This window comes from Caulobacter sp. UNC358MFTsu5.1 (assembly GCF_000712075.1).
GTDB lineage: Bacteria > Pseudomonadota > Alphaproteobacteria > Caulobacterales > Caulobacteraceae > Caulobacter.
The window spans coordinates 126,748-142,886 of record NZ_JONW01000005.1; the positions used below are offsets into that span (position 1 = coordinate 126,748).

A 16,139-nucleotide genomic window follows, 5' to 3' on the forward strand; every position below is an offset into this window, starting at 1 on the left:
AAGGCGGGCGGAACACCCCCGGGGACCAACGGTTACAGTCACACGCAAAACGCGTGGTTCCCGAAAGCTGCAATGCCCCTGATCATCCTCGCGCGGATCGCGCTCTCGCTGTTGTCCCTGGCCGTGCTGGCGGCCGGCGGATACGCCCTGTGGTCCTGGTACGACGGGCGATGGATGCTCGACGCGGCCGGCCACGCGCTGCACGTCCGCGACGACTGGCGTCTGTGGCTGGGCCTGGGGCTGCTGGCCTGGTCGTTCCTGGGTCGCCTGGTGATCACGCCGCTCCTGGCCCGCCGCGACAGCGATCCCAGCCGACCGGAGCGCGGCGAGGGCCAGTTCCTGGATAGCCCGACCGGCTCGCGGCTTTATGTGGAAGTCCACGGCCCGGCGAACGGGCCGACCGTGATCCTGACCCACGGCTGGGGCCTGGACAGCACCATTTGGTTTTATCTCCGCCGCGCCCTGACCGCCCGCTACCGTGTCATCGTCTGGGACTTGGCGGGCCTTGGCCGCTCGCGCGCGGCGAAGGGCGCGGTGGACCTTTCCCACTTCGCGCAGGACCTGCGGGCTGTGATGGCCTTCGCGGGCGCGCCGGCCGTGCTGGTTGGCCACAGCATCGGCGGCATGACCATCCAGACCCTCATTCGCGACCATCCCGGCTCGGCCGAGGCCATGGCGGGCGTGGTGCTGGTCAACACCACCTACACCAATCCCCTGAAGACCATGGTCCTGGCGCCCCTGGCCCAAGCCCTGCGCTGGCCAGTCCTCGAACCGGTCCTGCGGTTGGCCATCCTGTTGCAGCCCCTGGCCTGGCTGTCGGCCTGGCAAAGCTATCTGAGCGGTTCGGCCCACCTAGCCAACCGCCTGGGGTTCGCCGAGCACGTGACGCACAGCCAGCTGGAGCACACCACCCTTCTGGCCACTCGCAACCCACCGGCCGCCCTCGCGCGGGGCAACCTGGCGATGTTCGACTGGGACGCCGACGGCGCACTGCAGGCCGTGACGTCGCCGATCCTGATCCTGGCCGGAGACGAAGATATCGTCACGCTGAAGTCGGCAAGCCAGGTGCTGGCCCGCGCGACGCCGGGCGGCCAGTTGCTGACCATCGACGCGGCCAACCACATGGGCTTCCTCGAGCGGCACGACATCTACCTCGAAAAGATCGAGGCCTTCTGCCTGACCGCCTGGAGCCCGGCGCCTCGGGCCGCGTTCGAGGTGCACACGATCCGTGACCACGGTCTTGAGGTCGGAGAGCGATCATGACGCGTTGGATCAAGGACAACAGCCTCACCTTGGTTCTGATGCTGATGTTCGCCGCCAGCTTGGTCGGCCAGTGGCTGACCGGGTGGCGGGTGGCGGTCGAGGACCTGCAGCGCCACGGCCAGGCGGCCATCGGCCCGTTGATCTATCTCTCCGACCCGATGTTCATCTCGACGGTGTTCGAGAACTGGGAGAGCGAATTCCTGCAGATGGCGGTCTACGTCGTCCTGACGGCGTTCCTGATCCAGCGCGGCTCATCGGAATCCAAGGATCCGGACGCGCCGGAACGCGATCGCCTGCCCAGCCGGAATTCCAAGGCTCCTCGCTTCGCGCGTGTCGGCGGCGCGCTTGGCTGGCTCTATGCCCATTCTCTGGGCATCGCCCTGGGCCTGCTGTTCGTGGCCTCGTTCCTCCTGCACTGGACGTTCAGCGCAAAGGCGGCGGCGCAGGAGGCCGCCGAGCATGGCCGGGTAGGAGTTTCGGCGCTGGCCTATCTGGGCGACCCGCAGTTGTGGTTCGAGTCCTTCCAGAATTGGCAGAGCGAGTTCCTGTCGACCGCGGCGCTGGTGGTGCTCTCCATTGTCCTGCGCCAGAAGAGTTCACCGGAGTCCAAGCCCGTGGCCGCGTCGCACGGCCAGACTGGGGCCTAGCCAGGCTCAAACCACGTCGCTCTGCAGACGAAGGTAGGTCGGGTCGAACTGTCCGAGGCTCACCAGGCTGTCCCAATCGGGAATGGTCACCAGGCCCGCCCTCCATTCGAGCAGACCTTGCTGGCGCAGGTCCATCAGGACGCGGTTGACGTGGACGGGCGTCAGGCCAAGGACATCGCCTAGATCGACCTGGGTCATGGGAATGCTGAACCGGTAGTCGCGCGCCAGACCCGCGCTCTCCAGGCGGCGGTAGAGCTCGCAGACCAGGTGAGCCAGACGACTGGCTGCATTCTGCTGTCCCATGGTCACCAGCCATTGGCGATGAATGGCTCCATCGACCACGGTCTCCAGCCACAGGAGCCGCGCCAGGTGCGGATGGCTTTCGGTCAGCCGTCGCAGGTCGGCGTGGGCGGCGGGCGCGATGACGCAGTCGCCCAGCGCCACGACGCCGTGGTCCATCTGGCGCATCAGCAGACTGTGAAGATCGACGAAATCGCCCGGGACATTGACCTCGGTCAGTTGCCGGCCGCCGTCCACGGTCAGGCTGTAGCGCGCGCAAAATCCACTCACCAGGAAGGTGCTGAAGCCGGGCCGGTCGCCCGGTTCGACCAGCAAACCGCCGGCCGGAACGTGCCGTTCGGGTCCGAGCAGGCCCGCCAGGACGCTGCGCTCCTCGTCGGACAAGGCGTCGCGCCGCGCCAGCTTGTGGATCAGGGGCGTAATCGTCGGTGATGAGGACATGGCGCTCAGGGACGCTACGTCCCGCTCTGGGTCAAGACCGGTCGGTCGGCCGACTGATCGCACATCAAATGATCGGTCGAACTAACCTAGATCAACGCCCGCCTCCGCCCATCCGCCTAGGATGTGTCGATCCACGGAGGCTCTGTGTCGACCAGACCTATCGAACGCGGCGGCGCCGACAGGGTTCAGCGAGCCCCAGCCCTAAGAGGGCCTGCTTGAGCCGCCTGCTCATCGCCAGCCTGGACCGCTTCGGTCCCTTGCGCGACAGCGTCCGCGACAGCCTGATGTCGTGCACCCAGACCGTCGAGCGCTTCGAGGCGGGACAAACGATCCTGGCGGCGGGCGGACGATCGCAGTTGCGACTTCTGTCGCGCGGCCTGGCGGTCAGGCAGCGCGTGCTGCCAGACGGCGGGCGGCAGATCTTCGGCGTCGCCACGCCCGGCGACCTGATCGATATGGCTGGGCTGTTCGTCGGCGCCGATCACGAGGTGCAGGCCCTTGGGTCGTGCGAGGTGCGCAAGACCACTACCCACGAACTGCGCACGATGGTCCGCGCGCATCCTAATCTGCTGGCCGCCCTCTGCCGTGTCGTGCTGACCGAGGCCCAACAGCAGCGCAACTGGATGATCGGCCTGGGACGGCGCTCGGCCGCGGCGAGGACCGCCAATCTGCTGTGCGAGGTCTATTGGCGGCAGCAGGCGCTGCAGCTGGCGCGGGACGGTCACTGCGAGTTCCCCGCCGTGCAGGGCGACATCGCCGACGCCTTGGGCCTTTCGGTCGTCCACATCCACCGCGTGCTTCGGGGCCTGCGCGACGACGGTCTGGCAACACTGCGCAACGGGACGCTGCAAATCGACGACTGGGACAAGCTCGCGGCCCTAGGGTCGTTTGACGCCGAGCGGCTGCGGCCGCAACAGGATCCCGCAGAGCAGGCCACAGTCACGACCGCCCGACGTCACGCGATAAGCCCTGACGAGGCCTGACCCATAGTCCGATCAATTGATCGCAAGCGCGACCAGGCAAGGCGTGAGCGGTCAACCAAAGCTCACCGTTGAGCCGCCTATCGGCATTGGACGTGGAACAGCGCCGCTCAGGGAACCTTGATCAAAGGCGGGCCAGACCGCGCGAGGTGCGGCGATGAAGACCTATCACTTCGATATTTCGGGCGAGGTGCGACCGACGCTCGAAGTCGTCGAAGCCGCCGACGACGCCTCCGCCGCACGCCAGGCGCTGCTTTTACTATCGGAAATCCTGCGCGACCGGGCCCTCTCCGCCGATGCCGGCGTGGCCCTGCGTATCGTAGTCCGCGATGACCGAGGCCGCACGATCTGGGACGGCGCGGCTTCGGGCCGGCTCTGACGCGGAACGTCGTATCGCGCGTGGCGCTATGTGACGGAAGGGATCTTAAATGACCAACCGCCTGACCCAGGCCCAGGCCATGGAGGCCCAGTCGGCGCCGGCCCTGCCGAGCGATGCGGGCTGGTGGTACGAGCCCAAATGGGACGGCTTCCGCTGCCTGGCCTTCCGGCAGGGCCGGGTCGTGACCTTGCAGGCCAAGTCCGGCAAGCCGCTGACCCGCTACTTCCCCGAGGTCGTCGATCTGCTGGCGGCCCTTCCCGAGGACAGCTTCGCGCTCGACGGCGAATTGCTGATCCCCATGAACGATGGTTTCTCCTTCGAGGCCTTGCAGATGCGGTTGCATCCGGCGCAAAGCCGCATCCTTCGCCTGTCGGCCGAGACGCCGGCCATCCTCGCCGCCTTCGACATGCTGCAGGCGCCCGACGGCGCTGACCTGCGCGACGCGCCCTGGCGCCGGCGGCACGCCGTCCTGACCGCCTTCCTTGAGCGCCACGGCGGCCCTCGCCTGACGCTGACGAAAGGGACCGAGGACGCGACCCTCGCCCAGGCCTGGCTCGACGAGGGCAAGCTGGAAGGGATCGTCGCCAAGCGCGTGGACGGCCCCTATGCCGAGGGCGAGCGGGCGATGATCAAGGTCAAGCGCCAGCGCACGGCCGACTGCGTGGTCGGCGGATTTCGATACGGCAAGGACAGCAAGCTGGTCGGGTCTCTGCTGCTGGGCCTCTACGACGACAAAGGCCTGCTCGACCATGTCGGCTTCACCTCCGGCCTCGCGGCCGCCGACAAGCCGGCCCTGACCCGGCGGCTCGAGGCCCTGGCCGGCGGCAGCGGCTTCACCGGCGACGCGCCCGGCGGGCCCAGCCGCTGGTCGGACGAGCGGTCCAGCCAGTGGACCCCGCTCTCGCCCGAGATCGTCGTGGAGGTGTCGTTCGACCACGTTTCGGGCGGGCGTTTTCGCCACGGCACGAAGCTGATCCGCTTCCGGCCCGACAAGGCGCCCGGCCAGTGTCGGATGGAGCAGATCGCCTAGGCGTCGAGCTCGATCCAGGTCGGGGCGTGGTCACTGGTCTTGTCCCAGCCACGGACGTGACGATCGACCTGGGCCCGCGACAGTCTCGGCGCCAACTGGGGACTGAGCAGCAGGTGGTCGATCCGCAGCCCCGCGTCCCGCCCGTAGGCGTTCCGGAAGTAGTCCCAGAAGGTGTAGATCCGCTCGTCGGGATGGAGCGTACGCAGGGCATCGGTCCAGCCCTGATCGACCAGGCGACGATAGGCTTCGCGCACTTCGGGACGAAACAAGGCGTCGTTGAGCCAGCGCTCGGGCTTGTAGACGTCTAGATCGGTGGGCATGACATTGTAATCGCCGGCCAGCACGATGGGGACGTCGTGCTCGAGCAAGGAGGCCGCATAGGCCTGAAAGCGGGCGAACCAACGCAGCTTGTAATCGAACTTCGGACCCGGCGCGGGATTGCCGTTGGGCAGGTAGAGGCACCCCACCAGCACGCCGTTCACGGCGGCCTCGATATAGCGGCTGTGCAAATCCTCGGCTTCGCCCGGCAAGCCGCGGCGTGTCTCATGCGGCTGATCTCCGCGCGCCAGGATCGCCACGCCATTCCAGCTCTTCTGGCCCAGCCAGATCGCGCCGTAGCCTGCCGCCTCGATCGCCGCGAGCGGAAACCTCTCCTGCGGGGCCTTGAGTTCCTGCAGGCAGACGACGTCGGGCCGGGCCTCGTCCAGCCAGCGCAGCAGCACCGGCAGGCGGCCGTTGACGCCGTTGACGTTGTAGGTGGCGATCTTCATGCGGCGGTCGGCGAAGCCATCCACACCTGAATCTTATGCGCCGCGCCGGGACCGTCTTCGTTGAGCTGCAGATCGACCCGCCACGCGGCCAGGCCGGGATGGCGACCGAAGAATTCCTGGTCATGGGCGGCGTGGACGACGAACTCGGCGTCGGCCGGACGGGTCGGGATGTCGGCGTTGGCGGCGATCCGCGCAGGGTCCTGGCCGGGGTTCGGCTTGAGCCAGACCAGGACGGTCCACTCCGCCAGGTCCGCCTCACCGGGGTGCATGGTCACCTTGTAGCGGTCGACATCGGGATGCCCATCCCAGAAGCCCTCGTCGTGGGGCGCGGCTTTGATCAGGAGGTCGGCGCCTTCTGGCGCTTCGGGCGCCGGGATCGGGGCCGCCACGGCGGGGTCGGAAGAAACGGCTTCGAAGGTCATGACGGCTCCTGAGCGCAAGGAACTGCGCGGCGTCGGCGCATGGGGCGCCCTGGTTTGCGGAACGCGTGACCGGCCTATCGGCCGCATTCGAGCTGGCTGTCTTCTGTTCTTCGATCCGGCTCGCATTTCGTGGTGATCGCGGCCGGCGAGATTCTCGAACCGCGCGCTTTTGGCGCACTGTTCCTGCCCCAACCGGTGTGGAGCTTTCCGGTGTCCATCCCCATCTGACTCTTTCACCAAGCTTATGAATCGGAGACGCGATGGCCGGCGGCTGGACGCATGACGGCGGGGTTCTAGACCAGATCAACGACACGGTGTCGGACGGCGTCTCGCACGCTCGCGCCCGCCTGCCCGTCGGCGAGGGCACGGCCTTCTGCGTCGAATGCGGCGAGGACATTCCGGCGGCTCGTCGTCAGGCGCTGCCCGGTGTGCGGACGTGCGTCCACTGCCAGTCGGGCCGTGACAGCCGCATCGTCCTGGGCGGGATCAATCGCCGAGGCAGCAAGGACAGCCAGCTGCGCTAGGCGGGATCGTCCTCCCGGAAAGCGACCAAAAACGTCTCGATCAGACCTCGCGCCAGCGCCTCGAACCGATTGGCCGCGCCGGCCGGAACGCGCACGCGAAGCTCGCCGCCCCTGTCCGCGATGGAGCCGCCGGTGAGGGCCACGATCAGATGTAGCTGATCTTGGGCGTCCCGCGTCCGATCGGGCGCGTTGAACGACGCCGCCTCGGCGCCTGGCGGAATGATGAAATGATAGACCGCGACCCGGCGGACCGCCGTGGCATGCGCCTCCAAGCGGGCGAGCCGGGCGGCGACGCTGTCTTGATCCTCCGTCAGCGCGGAGGCCTCACCGATCGCATCGAATCCGAGATCTCCCGGATAGCTTTTCATGACCGGCGAGGTCATGGCGCCTAGCCTTGGCGATCACCCTTGTCGCCCTGGCCCGGGCCGGCGTCGTGCTCGGAATGGCGTCGCTGGTCGGCGGCCGAGGACTTGCCGACATCGGCCGCCTCGGTGAAGTGGCCTTTGTCGTCGCGGCGGACATAGCGCTTGTCGCCGGGCGTGGGTTCGATCAGTTCGCGTTTGGACATGTGAAGACTCCTTGCCGAAAACCAAGCCGTCGGACGCGACAAGGTTCCCGATCGGCTTGTCGGGCTTCAGCTTCTGGACGCTTCCGAATTGGCGGCGATCGAAGCGGCCACAGCGCCTGGATCGACCGGCTTGGCCATGGCGTCGGATTCGCGATCGACCCGGTCGGCGACATTGGGCTGATCGTGACGCAGCTCCTCGAGCAACGCGATGATCTTGGCGCTTCTCTTGTCGGCCAGCAGGGCCAGTTCCAGGGTCAATTGCGCACGCTGGTCCGCCAGTTGGTCCTCGCGCCGCTGGGTGACGAGGATCAGGACCGAGACCAGCAGGGCGGCGATGGTGGCCGCCAGCTCCAGCCAGGCGAATGACGGCTGATCGACGCGCCCGCCGCCGCGCCAGGCCGCCAGGCCCGCCCATATCCCGACTATCGCCGTCAGGACGATGACCGCCCAGGGGCGGCCCAGGCGCTCGGTGGTCGCGTCGATGACCTTTTGCAGGCCGCTGGCGCCTCGGTAATGCTCGCGATGGAAATCGGCTACCGCCTCGACGGACTGGACGACGTGATCGTCCAGATCGCCTGGCGACGCTGAAGCGTCCAGCTGTCGCGCCGTTTCACTCACGACGCCGGTCACCCCCGCTGGGCGACGCACGAGGCCGAGGCGCGTTGCTCCTCGATCATCACGCCGCTTGCTTCCGCCAGTCGGGTTTCAGGACGACCTTGGTCACCTCGTTCTGGTTTTCCTTGAACATCTTGTAGCCGTCCGGAGCGCTCTCCAGCGGCAGGCGGTGACTGATCAGGAAGGTGGTGTCGATGACGCCCTCGCCGATCAGATCCAGCAGCGGACGCAGGTATTTGTGGACGTGGGTCTGGCCGGTGCGAATCTGCAGGCCCTTCTCCATCAGGGCGCCGATCGGGATCTTGTCGCCCATGCCGCCGTAGACGCCGGGCACAGAGACCCGGCCGCCGGTGCGGCAGGCCATCAGCACCTCGCGCAGCACGTGGGCGCGGTCGGTGCCCAGGCGGGTGGCGACCTTGACCGCGTCGACGACATTGTCGATCGAAAAGCCGTGGCTCTCCATGCCGACCGCGTCGATGCAGGCGTCCGGGCCGATGCCGCCGGTCATGGCCATCAGGGCCTCGCGCACCTTGACGTCATGGTAGTTGATCACCTGGGCGCCCAGGGACTTGGCCAGCTCCAGGCGGTGGGGATGGTGGTCGATGGCGATCACCTTGTGGGCGCCCTGAATCAAGGCGCTCTGGATCGCGAACAGGCCGACCGGGCCGCAGCCCCAGACCGCCACGGTGTCGCCCGGCTCGATCTGGCAGTTCTCGGCCGCCATCCAGCCGGTGGGCAGGATGTCCGACAGGAACAGCACCTTGTCGTCCTCCAGCCCGTCGGGAATGACGATCGGGCCCACGTCGCTATAGGGCACGCGGACATATTCGGCCTGACCGCCGGCATAGCCGCCGGTCATGTGCGAATAGCCGAACAGCCCCGTCATCGCCGTGCCGTAGGCGATCTCGCCCAAATCCTGGGTCTCGGCCGGATTGGAGTTCTCGCAGCCTGAGAATTGCTGCTTCTCGCAGTGGAAGCACTTGCCGCAGGCGATCACGAACGGAACCACGACGCGCTGGCCCTTCTGCAAGGTCGAGCCGGGTCCCGTCTCGACGACCTCGCCCATGAACTCGTGTCCCAGGATGTCGCCCTTCTCCATCGACGGGATCATGCTGTCGTAGAGGTGAAGGTCCGAACCGCAGATGGCGGTCGAGGTGATCTTGATGATCGCGTCGCGGGGATTGACGATCTTGGGGTCGGGAACCGTGTCCATCCGGACGTCGTGTTTGCCGTGCCAGGTCAGGGCGCGCATGCGCGTCTCCATCAAATGAGGGTTCGGGGTCAGCCTTGCGGCGCGGCGTCGGGGCCTTTGGCGGTCGAGATCTCGCCGGTCTCCATCAGCTGCTTGAAGCGGCGAAGCTCGCGGCGCGCCTGGATCTTCGGCTCCTTCTGGAAGAGCTTGGCGATCAGCTTGCCGAGATCGCCGCCGGGCGGCTCGTAGACGATGGTGGCGGTGACCTCCGTGCCGCGTCCCGGCGGAGCGTCGCGGAATTCGATACGGCCGGCGTTCTTGATATCCGCGCCCTCCGCGGACTCCCACGCCAGGGCCTCGTTCTCGACCTCTTCGGTGAGGACGCCGTCCCACTCGACGGTCTTGCCGGCCGGGGCCTTGACCACCCAATGGGAACGGCCGCCCTCACCGGGCGTGACGCTCTCGACGTTCTCCATGAACAGGGCGAGGTTCCGGAAGTCGCGCCAGAAGGCGTAGAGCTCCGCGCGTGGGCGGTTGATGGTGATGGTGCGGCCTACCAGGGCGGCGGCATGCCAGTCGTGCTCCTCGGCGACGGCGTGGGCGACGTCGCGCTGGCGGACGGCGGCGGTCAGCGGCGCATCGCTTTCCAGCGCGCGGGCGATGGTCTCGTCGGACATTGGGGATGTTCCTCCTGCCCGCTGACAACCGCCCGCGACCACGCCCGTTCCTATAGTGAAGTCAAAGACTTGCTATGTCGTTCAGCCGACCGAGCGATGCGATCGGACGGCGTGGCCGCCTCGCGACGCTCAGGCCATGCCTCTGCGTCACGCCATAGGAAACGCCCTCGGAACCGGGTTCCGAGGGCGTAGATCATCATGACGGCGTTGAGGATCAGCGCGCGTCGCGAAGATAGATCGTCTTGCTGCGACCACGCAGGAGAAGACCCACGACAATGCCGATGGCCCCGGCGATCGCCACCGCGGGCAAAGGCTTTGACAAGACGTAGGTCTCGACCGCATCGAGCTGTTCGTGGACCTGGCTCCGGACGCCATCCAGTCTGTCTTCGAACGCATCCTTGACGGTGCTCTTGGCCTCGCCGAAGGCCTGCTGCACCGAGCCGACCGCTTCCCTGACCTTGCCCTTGGCCTGGAGATCGGCATTGCCGGTCAGGCCGCCAACGGCGTCTTGGACGCGTCCCACGCCTTGGTTCGCCACGCCCGTCACTTGCTCGTTCATCACCGGCTCCCGCTGGTTCGACGCCCGCTTGATCGCGAGCCCTCCTCAAACCCCCGCCGTCACGGCTTGTTCCTGGGAGGCTTGACGCGGCGTTCGTGGACGGTGGCGAGGAGCATCATTTGATGGGCCGTTACGGGATCGTCGGAACGGCGGCCCCGGGGAGTCGGTTGATGAGGCCTCTCCCAATCGGAACTCGCCCCATGGCCACCACGGCTAAGACCAAAGCCAGGAAGACATCGACGCGCGCGGCCACCAAGGCCGCCGCCGCGCCCAGGACCGCCGGACCGGACGCCATCTCCCTGCTTATCGCCGACCATCGAGAAGTCGATGACTATTTCGACGAATACGAAACCCTCACCGACGACGCGGCCAAGAAGGCGTTGGCTGACAAGATCTGCCTGGCGCTGAAAGTGCACGCCCAGATCGAGGAAGAATTCTTCTATCCCCCGGCCCGAGAGGAGACCGGCGACGGCGACCTCATCGACGAGGCCATTGTCGAACACATGGGCGCCAAGACCCTGATCGCCCAGATCGAGGCCGGCGCCCCCGGCCAGCCGCTTTACGACGCCAAGGTCAAGGTGCTGGGCGAGCAGGTCCGCCACCACGTCAAGGAGGAAGAGGAAGAGCTCTTCCCCGAGGTGCGCCAGACCAAGATCGATCTGGACGCCCTGGGCGCCAAGCTCGCCGCCCGCAAGGCCGAACTGATGGCTTTGCTCGCCGTCCCTCCGGTCCTGGCCTGAACGCCCCTTCCCTTTCATGACGAGCGCCCGCGCTCGAAGGACATCCCATGGCCAAGAGCCCCTCGAAGACCATCCCCAAGTCCCCGGCGAACCCCACGTCCCCCGCGAACGGCGCCCAGGACCGCAACGGCGCCGTCGGCGAAACCCTGGTCGCGCCGGGCGGCGAGTTGCACCAGCAGGCCGGCGAACCGGCAAGCCAATTGACCACCAACCAAGGCGTGCCGATCGCCGACAACCAGAATTCGCTGAAGGCCGGCGCGCGGGGCCCGGTTCTCCTGCAGGATTTCATCCTGCGCGAGAAGATCATGCACTTCGACCACGAGCGCATTCCCGAGCGCGTGGTCCATGCCCGCGGCTCGGCCGCGCACGGGTTCTTCGAGTGCCTGGACTCGGCGGCCGACGTCACCAGCGCAGACTTCCTGCAGCGGCCCGGCGAACGCATCCCCGTTTTCACCCGCTTTTCGACCGTCGCCGGCAACAAGGGCTCGATGGACCTGGCCCGCGACGTGCGCGGCTTCGCGGTTAAGTTCTACACCCAGCAGGGCAACTTCGATCTCGTCGGCAACAACATCCCGGTGTTCTTCATCCAGGACGCGATCAAGTTCCCCGACCTGATCCATGCGGCCAAGCCCGATCCCGACCGGGAGTTCCCGCAGGCGCAGACCGCGCACGACACCTTCTGGGACTACATCTCGCTGACGCCCGAGAGCATGCACATGATCATGTGGATCATGTCGGACCGGACGATCCCGCGCTCCTATCGAATGATGGAGGGCTTCGGGGTCCACACCTTCCGGCTGGTCAACGCCGCCGGAGCCTCGACCTTCGTCAAGTTCCACTGGCGGCCCAAGCTGAACGCCCAGTCGGTGGTCTGGGACGAGGCCGTCAAGATCAACGGCGCCGACCCGGACTTCCATCGCCGCGACCTCTGGGAAGCCATCGACACCGGCGATTTCCCTGAGTGGGAATTCTGTCTCCAGACCTTCACCCAGGAACAGGCCGACGCTCTGCCCTTCGACGTCCTGGACGCGACCAAGGTCATTCCCGAAGAGGTCATCCCGCTGCGGGTGGTCGGGCGCATGGTGCTGGATCGCAACCCCGACAACTTCTTCGCCGAGACTGAGCAGGTCGCCTATTGCGCCTCGCACGTCGTGCCCGGCATCGACTTCACCAACGACCCGCTGCTGCAGGGGCGGCTGTTCTCGTATCAAGACACCCAGCTCAAGCGCCTGGGCTCGCCCAACTTCCATCAGATCCCGATCAACCAGCCCAAATGTCCGTTCCACAACCTGCAGCGCGACGGCCACATGCAGATGGGCGTCCCCAAGGGCCAGGTTAACTACGAGCCGTCCAGCCTCGGCGCGGACGTGGCGCGGGAGTCGCTCGAGACCGGCTACCGCACCTTCCCCGCTCCCGAGACCGGCGAGCAACTGCGCGTGCGGCCAGAGACCTTCGCCGACCACTTCACCCAGGCCCGGATGTTCTTCTTCAGCCAGACCGAGCCCGAGCGGAATCACATCGTCGCGGCCCTGATCTTCGAGTTGAGCCGCTGTGAGGTGGCCGCCGTTCGCGAGGCGATGCTCTCGCGCCTGGCCAATATCGACGAGACGTTGGCCCTTCGCGTGGCGGCCGGTCTTGGCCGGGCCGGCGACATCATGCCCGCGCCAGCATTGGTCCCGGCCGCGGAGATGGAGTTGTCCCCGGCGCTCAGCATCCTCGCCAAGGCCGCCCCGGGGTTGATCGGTCGAAAGGTCGGCTGCCTGGTGACCGACGGCGTGAATGACGCCCTGCTGGCGCAGGTCCGTGAGGCGGTGGCCGCGGCCGGCGCCAAACTCGCCATCGTCGCCCCGACGATCACCGGCGTGGTGACGGCGGGCGGAGAACGCGTCCCCGCCGACTTCCGCGTGGACGGCGGCCCTTCGGTGCTGTTCGACGCCGTCGTGCTGCTGCCCTCGGACGAAGGGGGCGCGGCGCTGGCGTTGGAGGCCACGGCCGTCAACTTCGTACGCGATGCGTTCGGGCACCTGAAGGTCATCGCCTACCTTCCGTCCGCTACGCCCCTTTTCGTCAAGGGCGGGCTGTCGGACGCCAATCCTGACGCCGACATCGGGCTGATCAACCTGCCGAAAGCCTCGATCGCCGACTTCATCGCGGCGGCCGAAGCGGGACGTGTGTGGGCGCGTGAACCTCTGGTGCGCAAGGTCTTCTAGGCGTCAGAACGTCGAAGCCCCATGCGCCGTCGTGCGTATGGGGCAAGCCCTAGAGCATGATAGGACGCTAGCCGCTGTCGTTGAACGCCCGTCGATCATCGTTTCCAACCCAGATCAACGCGGACCTCTCGACGGTCGGCTACGAGATCGCGGAAGTCAGCCATGTCGCCGAAGATCGGATCGATCGCCACGTGGTCGCGTACGTCGGAGCCGAAATCGCGCATCGGCGAGCGATAGAACGGCGACAGCCAAAGCGCGTCCACGTCCAGATCGACCAGATAGTCAAAGCGGCGCACCACGCCACGGAGGTCACCGATTCCATCCCCGTTCGTGTCCTGGAACGAGCGCGGGTAGATTTGATAGATCACCGCGTACTTCCACCATACTTCGGCGCGTACAGCCTTCTCTGGCGCCATCCCCTGCGCCAAGCTTGGGCGCGCCAGAACAACAAACCCGACCGCGCCTGGCGGTCGCGCTCGATCACCAGAGCCTGTCGCTAACCCTCCAGCGGCCTTGCAACGCTGGCGCAACTGCGGTGGAACACGCCAGCGCCCCAGCGGTTAGAGCCTCCGAGCCAATTGGGGGCCCCATGTCCAAGTATAGGCCGATCAACCCACCCGCCGTGGTCGGAGCCGGACGTCGAGAGTTGCCGGCCTATGTCTCCAACGGCCTCATCGGCCTGCGCGTTCGTGACGTACCGCTGACCACGGGCATGACTTTGCTCAGCGGCTATAGCGGCGAGCATTATGAGCGTCAGATCGAGGCCGCCGCCGTCGCGCCCTACCCGATCGCCGGGGACATCGCCCTGGACGGCGCCTGGTTGTCGGACATGCCCCATCAGGTCTTCGATCTGCAGCAGGTCTACGACTTCTCGGCGGGCGAACTGACCAGCCGGTTCACGTTCCAGGCCGAGGGCTTCACCGCCCAGGTCGAGGTCCTGACTTTCTGCAGCCGCACCGATCCGACGCTTGTATGCCAAGAGGTCAGCGTCAAACTCGACAAGGCCTGCAGCCTGGGCCTTCGCGCCATCGTCGACGCCAGCGGCGCCGACGGTCGCGCTCTCAGGCACAGCCGTGTGACCCCCGGCGAGCCCGAGCCCGCCACCGACGGAACCTTGCTTTGGGAGTCGGCCGGCGCTCTCTCCACCTGCGGGGTCGCCTTCGTCACCGAGCTGCTGGGCGCGGGCGATCGGGAAGCCACGCATCCGAAGTTGCGCGATCACCGGCTGGTCACTGAGTACGGCTTTCGCGCGCGAGCCGAGCGAACGGTGCGCCTGCGCCAAATCGCCAGTCTCGTGCCGTCGGCCCTCCATGCCCTGCCCGACCAGCAGGCCGCGCGCCTGGCGGCCAAGGCGGCCAGCGACGGGTTCGACAAGATCCGCCGGCAGAACCGCGCGGTCTGGAACGAGCTGTGGAAAGGCCGCATCCGCCTGGAGGGCGCCGGAGACCGCTGGCAGGGACTGGCTGACGCGGCCTTCTTCTATCTCAACAGCTCGGTTCATGCCTCGTCGCCCGCCTCGACCTCGATCTTCGGCTTGGCCACCTGGCACGACTACCACTACTATTTTGGCCATGTGATGTGGGACATCGAGGCCTTTGCGGTCCCGGCCTTGTGCATGGTCCAGCCTGATGCGGCCGAGGCGCTGCTCGATTATCGGTCCTCGCGGCTCGAAGCCGCCCGTCAGAACGCGAAGCTGATGGGCCGCCGCGGTCTCCAGTTCCCCTGGGAAAGCGCCCCGACAAGCGGCCAGGAGGCCGCGCCGCTCCCCGGCACGGCGGCTTGGCACGAGGACCATGTCTCGCTCGACGTGGCGCGCGCCTTCGCGTTTTATGCCGACGTCACCGGTGATCGGGAGTTCCTGCGCACCAAAGTCTGGCCGGTGCTGGCCGGGGTCAGCGAGTGGATCACCACGCGGGTGACCAGGACCCGCGAGGGCTATGCCATCAACGCGTCCATGGGCATCGCCGAGCGCGAGAACCCGGTCGACAACGCCGCCTTCACCAACATGGGCTCCGTGGTGGTGCTGCGTAAGGCCATCCGCGTCGCGGCCGATCTAGGCCTGCCAGCCGATCCGGCCTGGGAAAAGATCGCCGAAGGCATAGCCATCCCCATGCGCGGCAAGGCGGTGATCTCGCACGACGCCTATCGCGTCGACGAAGAGAAGGGCGCCACGCCTGACCCGCTGATGGGCCTTTTTCCGTTCGGCTATCCGTTGGCGCCCGCGGAGGAGAAAGCCACTCTCGAGCTTTATCTGGGGATGGCGCAGGACTATATCGGCAGCCCGATGCTTTCGGCGCTTTACGGCGCCTGGGCCGCGCGGCTGGGCGACCGCCCGCTCGCTCTCAAGCTGCTGGACGAAGGCTATGGGCAGTTCTGCACCGGACGGTTTCTACAGACCTTGGAATACCGCGCCGACCGTTTTCCCGAACAGCCGCAGGCAGGGCCCTTCTTCGCCAACATCGGCGGGTTTCTGACCGGCCTGCTGTTCGGGTTTACGGGTCTGCGGGCTGGGCCCGATGCGCTCGAGACGTGGATCGAGCGCGAGGTGGTTCTGCCCGACGGGTGGACGGCCATTGAGGTCGATCGCCTATGGATCCGTGGGATGGCGACCCGGCTGTCCGCGCGGCAAGGTGAGAGGGCCCGCCTCGAACCTCTGTGATCCGTCGCATCGGTGTTGCGCCATTAGCGGACATTGGCTCACCTCCCGGAAGCCGCCCTCCGTGCGGCCTAAACTGAAAGTACGCAAAGACGAGAACGTCGATCGAAACGCTGATGCCGCACTGACGATCGCCGCAGGTCTTACGTCAGGACCGATGGACCAT

The 16,139-nt window shown here is 66.9% G+C and carries 19 protein-coding genes; 9 read left to right on the top strand and 10 right to left on the bottom strand.

The genetic code is table 11. The features are described from left to right. The first annotated feature begins 72 nt into the window (after positions 1-72). Positions 73-1,263, top strand: coding sequence for an alpha/beta fold hydrolase (locus BR39_RS0102715; protein WP_051695105.1), 1,191 nt, complete (start codon positions 73-75; stop codon positions 1,261-1,263). Next, complete coding sequence (locus BR39_RS0102720) at positions 1,260-1,910, top strand: DUF6766 family protein (protein ID WP_029907485.1); 651 nt, start codon at positions 1,260-1,262, stop codon at positions 1,908-1,910. Before BR39_RS0102715 ends, BR39_RS0102720 begins: the two co-directional genes overlap by 4 nt. Before the next feature lie 6 nt (positions 1,911-1,916). Here BR39_RS0102720 and BR39_RS0102725 read toward each other — a convergent pair whose 3' ends face one another. Then, entirely contained in the window at positions 1,917-2,651 is a 735-nt protein-coding gene (locus tag BR39_RS0102725) for a Crp/Fnr family transcriptional regulator (protein ID WP_029907486.1), read from the bottom strand. 215 nt (positions 2,652-2,866) lie between these two features. Here BR39_RS0102725 and BR39_RS0102730 point away from each other — a divergent pair, with 215 nt between their 5' ends. The 3 genes from BR39_RS0102730 (at position 2,867) to BR39_RS0102740 (ending at position 5,040) form a co-directional block, all read left to right on the top strand. Next, the gene (locus tag BR39_RS0102730) at positions 2,867-3,634 is read left to right on the top strand and encodes a Crp/Fnr family transcriptional regulator (protein ID WP_051695107.1); all 768 of its coding nucleotides are present in this window, start codon (positions 2,867-2,869) and stop codon (positions 3,632-3,634) included. Between the two features lie 154 nt (positions 3,635-3,788). Then, a complete protein-coding gene (locus BR39_RS0102735) occupies positions 3,789-4,010 on the top strand; it encodes a hypothetical protein (protein ID WP_029907488.1) in 222 nt (73 codons plus the stop codon). A 49-nt stretch (positions 4,011-4,059) separates the two neighbouring features. Further along, positions 4,060-5,040, top strand: a complete 981-nt coding sequence (locus BR39_RS0102740; RefSeq protein WP_029907489.1) for an ATP-dependent DNA ligase — start codon at positions 4,060-4,062, stop codon at positions 5,038-5,040. Here BR39_RS0102740 and xth read toward each other — a convergent pair. Both xth and BR39_RS0102750 read right to left on the bottom strand, forming a co-directional pair. Further along, a complete protein-coding gene (gene xth, locus BR39_RS0102745; RefSeq protein WP_029907490.1) occupies positions 5,037-5,810 on the bottom strand; it encodes an exodeoxyribonuclease III in 774 nt (257 codons plus the stop codon). The two genes, BR39_RS0102740 and xth, sit on opposite strands and share 4 nt — an antisense overlap. Further along, positions 5,807-6,232 carry a hypothetical protein gene (locus BR39_RS0102750; protein WP_029907491.1) on the bottom strand — a complete coding sequence of 142 codons (426 nt, stop codon included), beginning with the start codon at positions 6,230-6,232 and terminating at the stop codon, positions 5,807-5,809. The genes xth and BR39_RS0102750 overlap by 4 nt, the downstream gene beginning before the upstream one ends. A gap of 260 nt (positions 6,233-6,492) precedes the next feature. Here BR39_RS0102750 and BR39_RS0102755 point away from each other — a divergent pair, with 260 nt between their 5' ends. Next, on the top strand, positions 6,493-6,756 hold the full coding sequence (locus BR39_RS0102755) for a DksA/TraR family C4-type zinc finger protein (RefSeq protein WP_029907492.1): 264 nt from the start codon (positions 6,493-6,495) through the stop codon (positions 6,754-6,756). On the opposite strand, the gene BR39_RS0102760 is transcribed toward BR39_RS0102755, so the two are convergent. The 6 genes from BR39_RS0102760 to BR39_RS0102785 form a co-directional block, all read right to left on the bottom strand. Further along, entirely contained in the window at positions 6,753-7,139 is a 387-nt protein-coding gene (locus tag BR39_RS0102760; RefSeq protein ID WP_051695109.1) for a hypothetical protein, read from the bottom strand. The two genes, BR39_RS0102755 and BR39_RS0102760, sit on opposite strands and share 4 nt — an antisense overlap. Before the next feature lie 5 nt (positions 7,140-7,144). Next, positions 7,145-7,324 (bottom strand): hypothetical protein, encoded by a 180-nt coding sequence (locus BR39_RS0102765; RefSeq protein ID WP_029907494.1) that lies wholly within the window; start codon positions 7,322-7,324, stop codon positions 7,145-7,147. A 66-nt stretch (positions 7,325-7,390) separates the two neighbouring features. Further along, entirely contained in the window at positions 7,391-7,954 is a 564-nt protein-coding gene (locus BR39_RS25180; RefSeq protein ID WP_051695111.1) for a DUF1003 domain-containing protein, read from the bottom strand. A gap of 46 nt (positions 7,955-8,000) precedes the next feature. Beyond that, a complete protein-coding gene (locus BR39_RS0102775; protein WP_029907496.1) occupies positions 8,001-9,191 on the bottom strand; it encodes a zinc-dependent alcohol dehydrogenase in 1,191 nt (396 codons plus the stop codon). Between the two features lie 29 nt (positions 9,192-9,220). Next, positions 9,221-9,808: an SRPBCC family protein gene (locus tag BR39_RS0102780; RefSeq protein WP_029907497.1), complete on the bottom strand. Its 588-nt coding sequence runs from the start codon at positions 9,806-9,808 to the stop codon at positions 9,221-9,223. Between the two features lie 214 nt (positions 9,809-10,022). After that, positions 10,023-10,367 carry a CsbD family protein gene (locus tag BR39_RS0102785; RefSeq protein WP_029907498.1) on the bottom strand — a complete coding sequence of 115 codons (345 nt, stop codon included), beginning with the start codon at positions 10,365-10,367 and terminating at the stop codon, positions 10,023-10,025. Positions 10,368-10,567: 200 nt separating this feature from the next. Between BR39_RS0102785 and BR39_RS0102790 the strand changes: the two genes are divergently transcribed. Further along, positions 10,568-11,107, top strand: coding sequence for a hemerythrin domain-containing protein (locus BR39_RS0102790; RefSeq protein WP_029907499.1), 540 nt, complete (start codon positions 10,568-10,570; stop codon positions 11,105-11,107). Positions 11,108-11,154: 47 nt separating this feature from the next. Beyond that, on the top strand, positions 11,155-13,317 hold the full coding sequence (locus BR39_RS0102795) for a catalase (protein ID WP_081916484.1): 2,163 nt from the start codon (positions 11,155-11,157) through the stop codon (positions 13,315-13,317). A gap of 95 nt (positions 13,318-13,412) precedes the next feature. On the opposite strand, the gene BR39_RS0102800 is transcribed toward BR39_RS0102795, so the two are convergent. Then, positions 13,413-13,733: an alpha-amylase family glycosyl hydrolase gene (locus BR39_RS0102800; protein WP_081916614.1), complete on the bottom strand. Its 321-nt coding sequence runs from the start codon at positions 13,731-13,733 to the stop codon at positions 13,413-13,415. A 173-nt stretch (positions 13,734-13,906) separates the two neighbouring features. On the opposite strand from BR39_RS0102800, the gene BR39_RS0102805 reads away from it, so the two are divergent. Then, positions 13,907-15,976 carry a glycoside hydrolase family 65 protein gene (locus BR39_RS0102805; protein WP_029907503.1) on the top strand — a complete coding sequence of 690 codons (2,070 nt, stop codon included), beginning with the start codon at positions 13,907-13,909 and terminating at the stop codon, positions 15,974-15,976. Positions 15,977-16,139 lie beyond the last annotated feature (163 nt).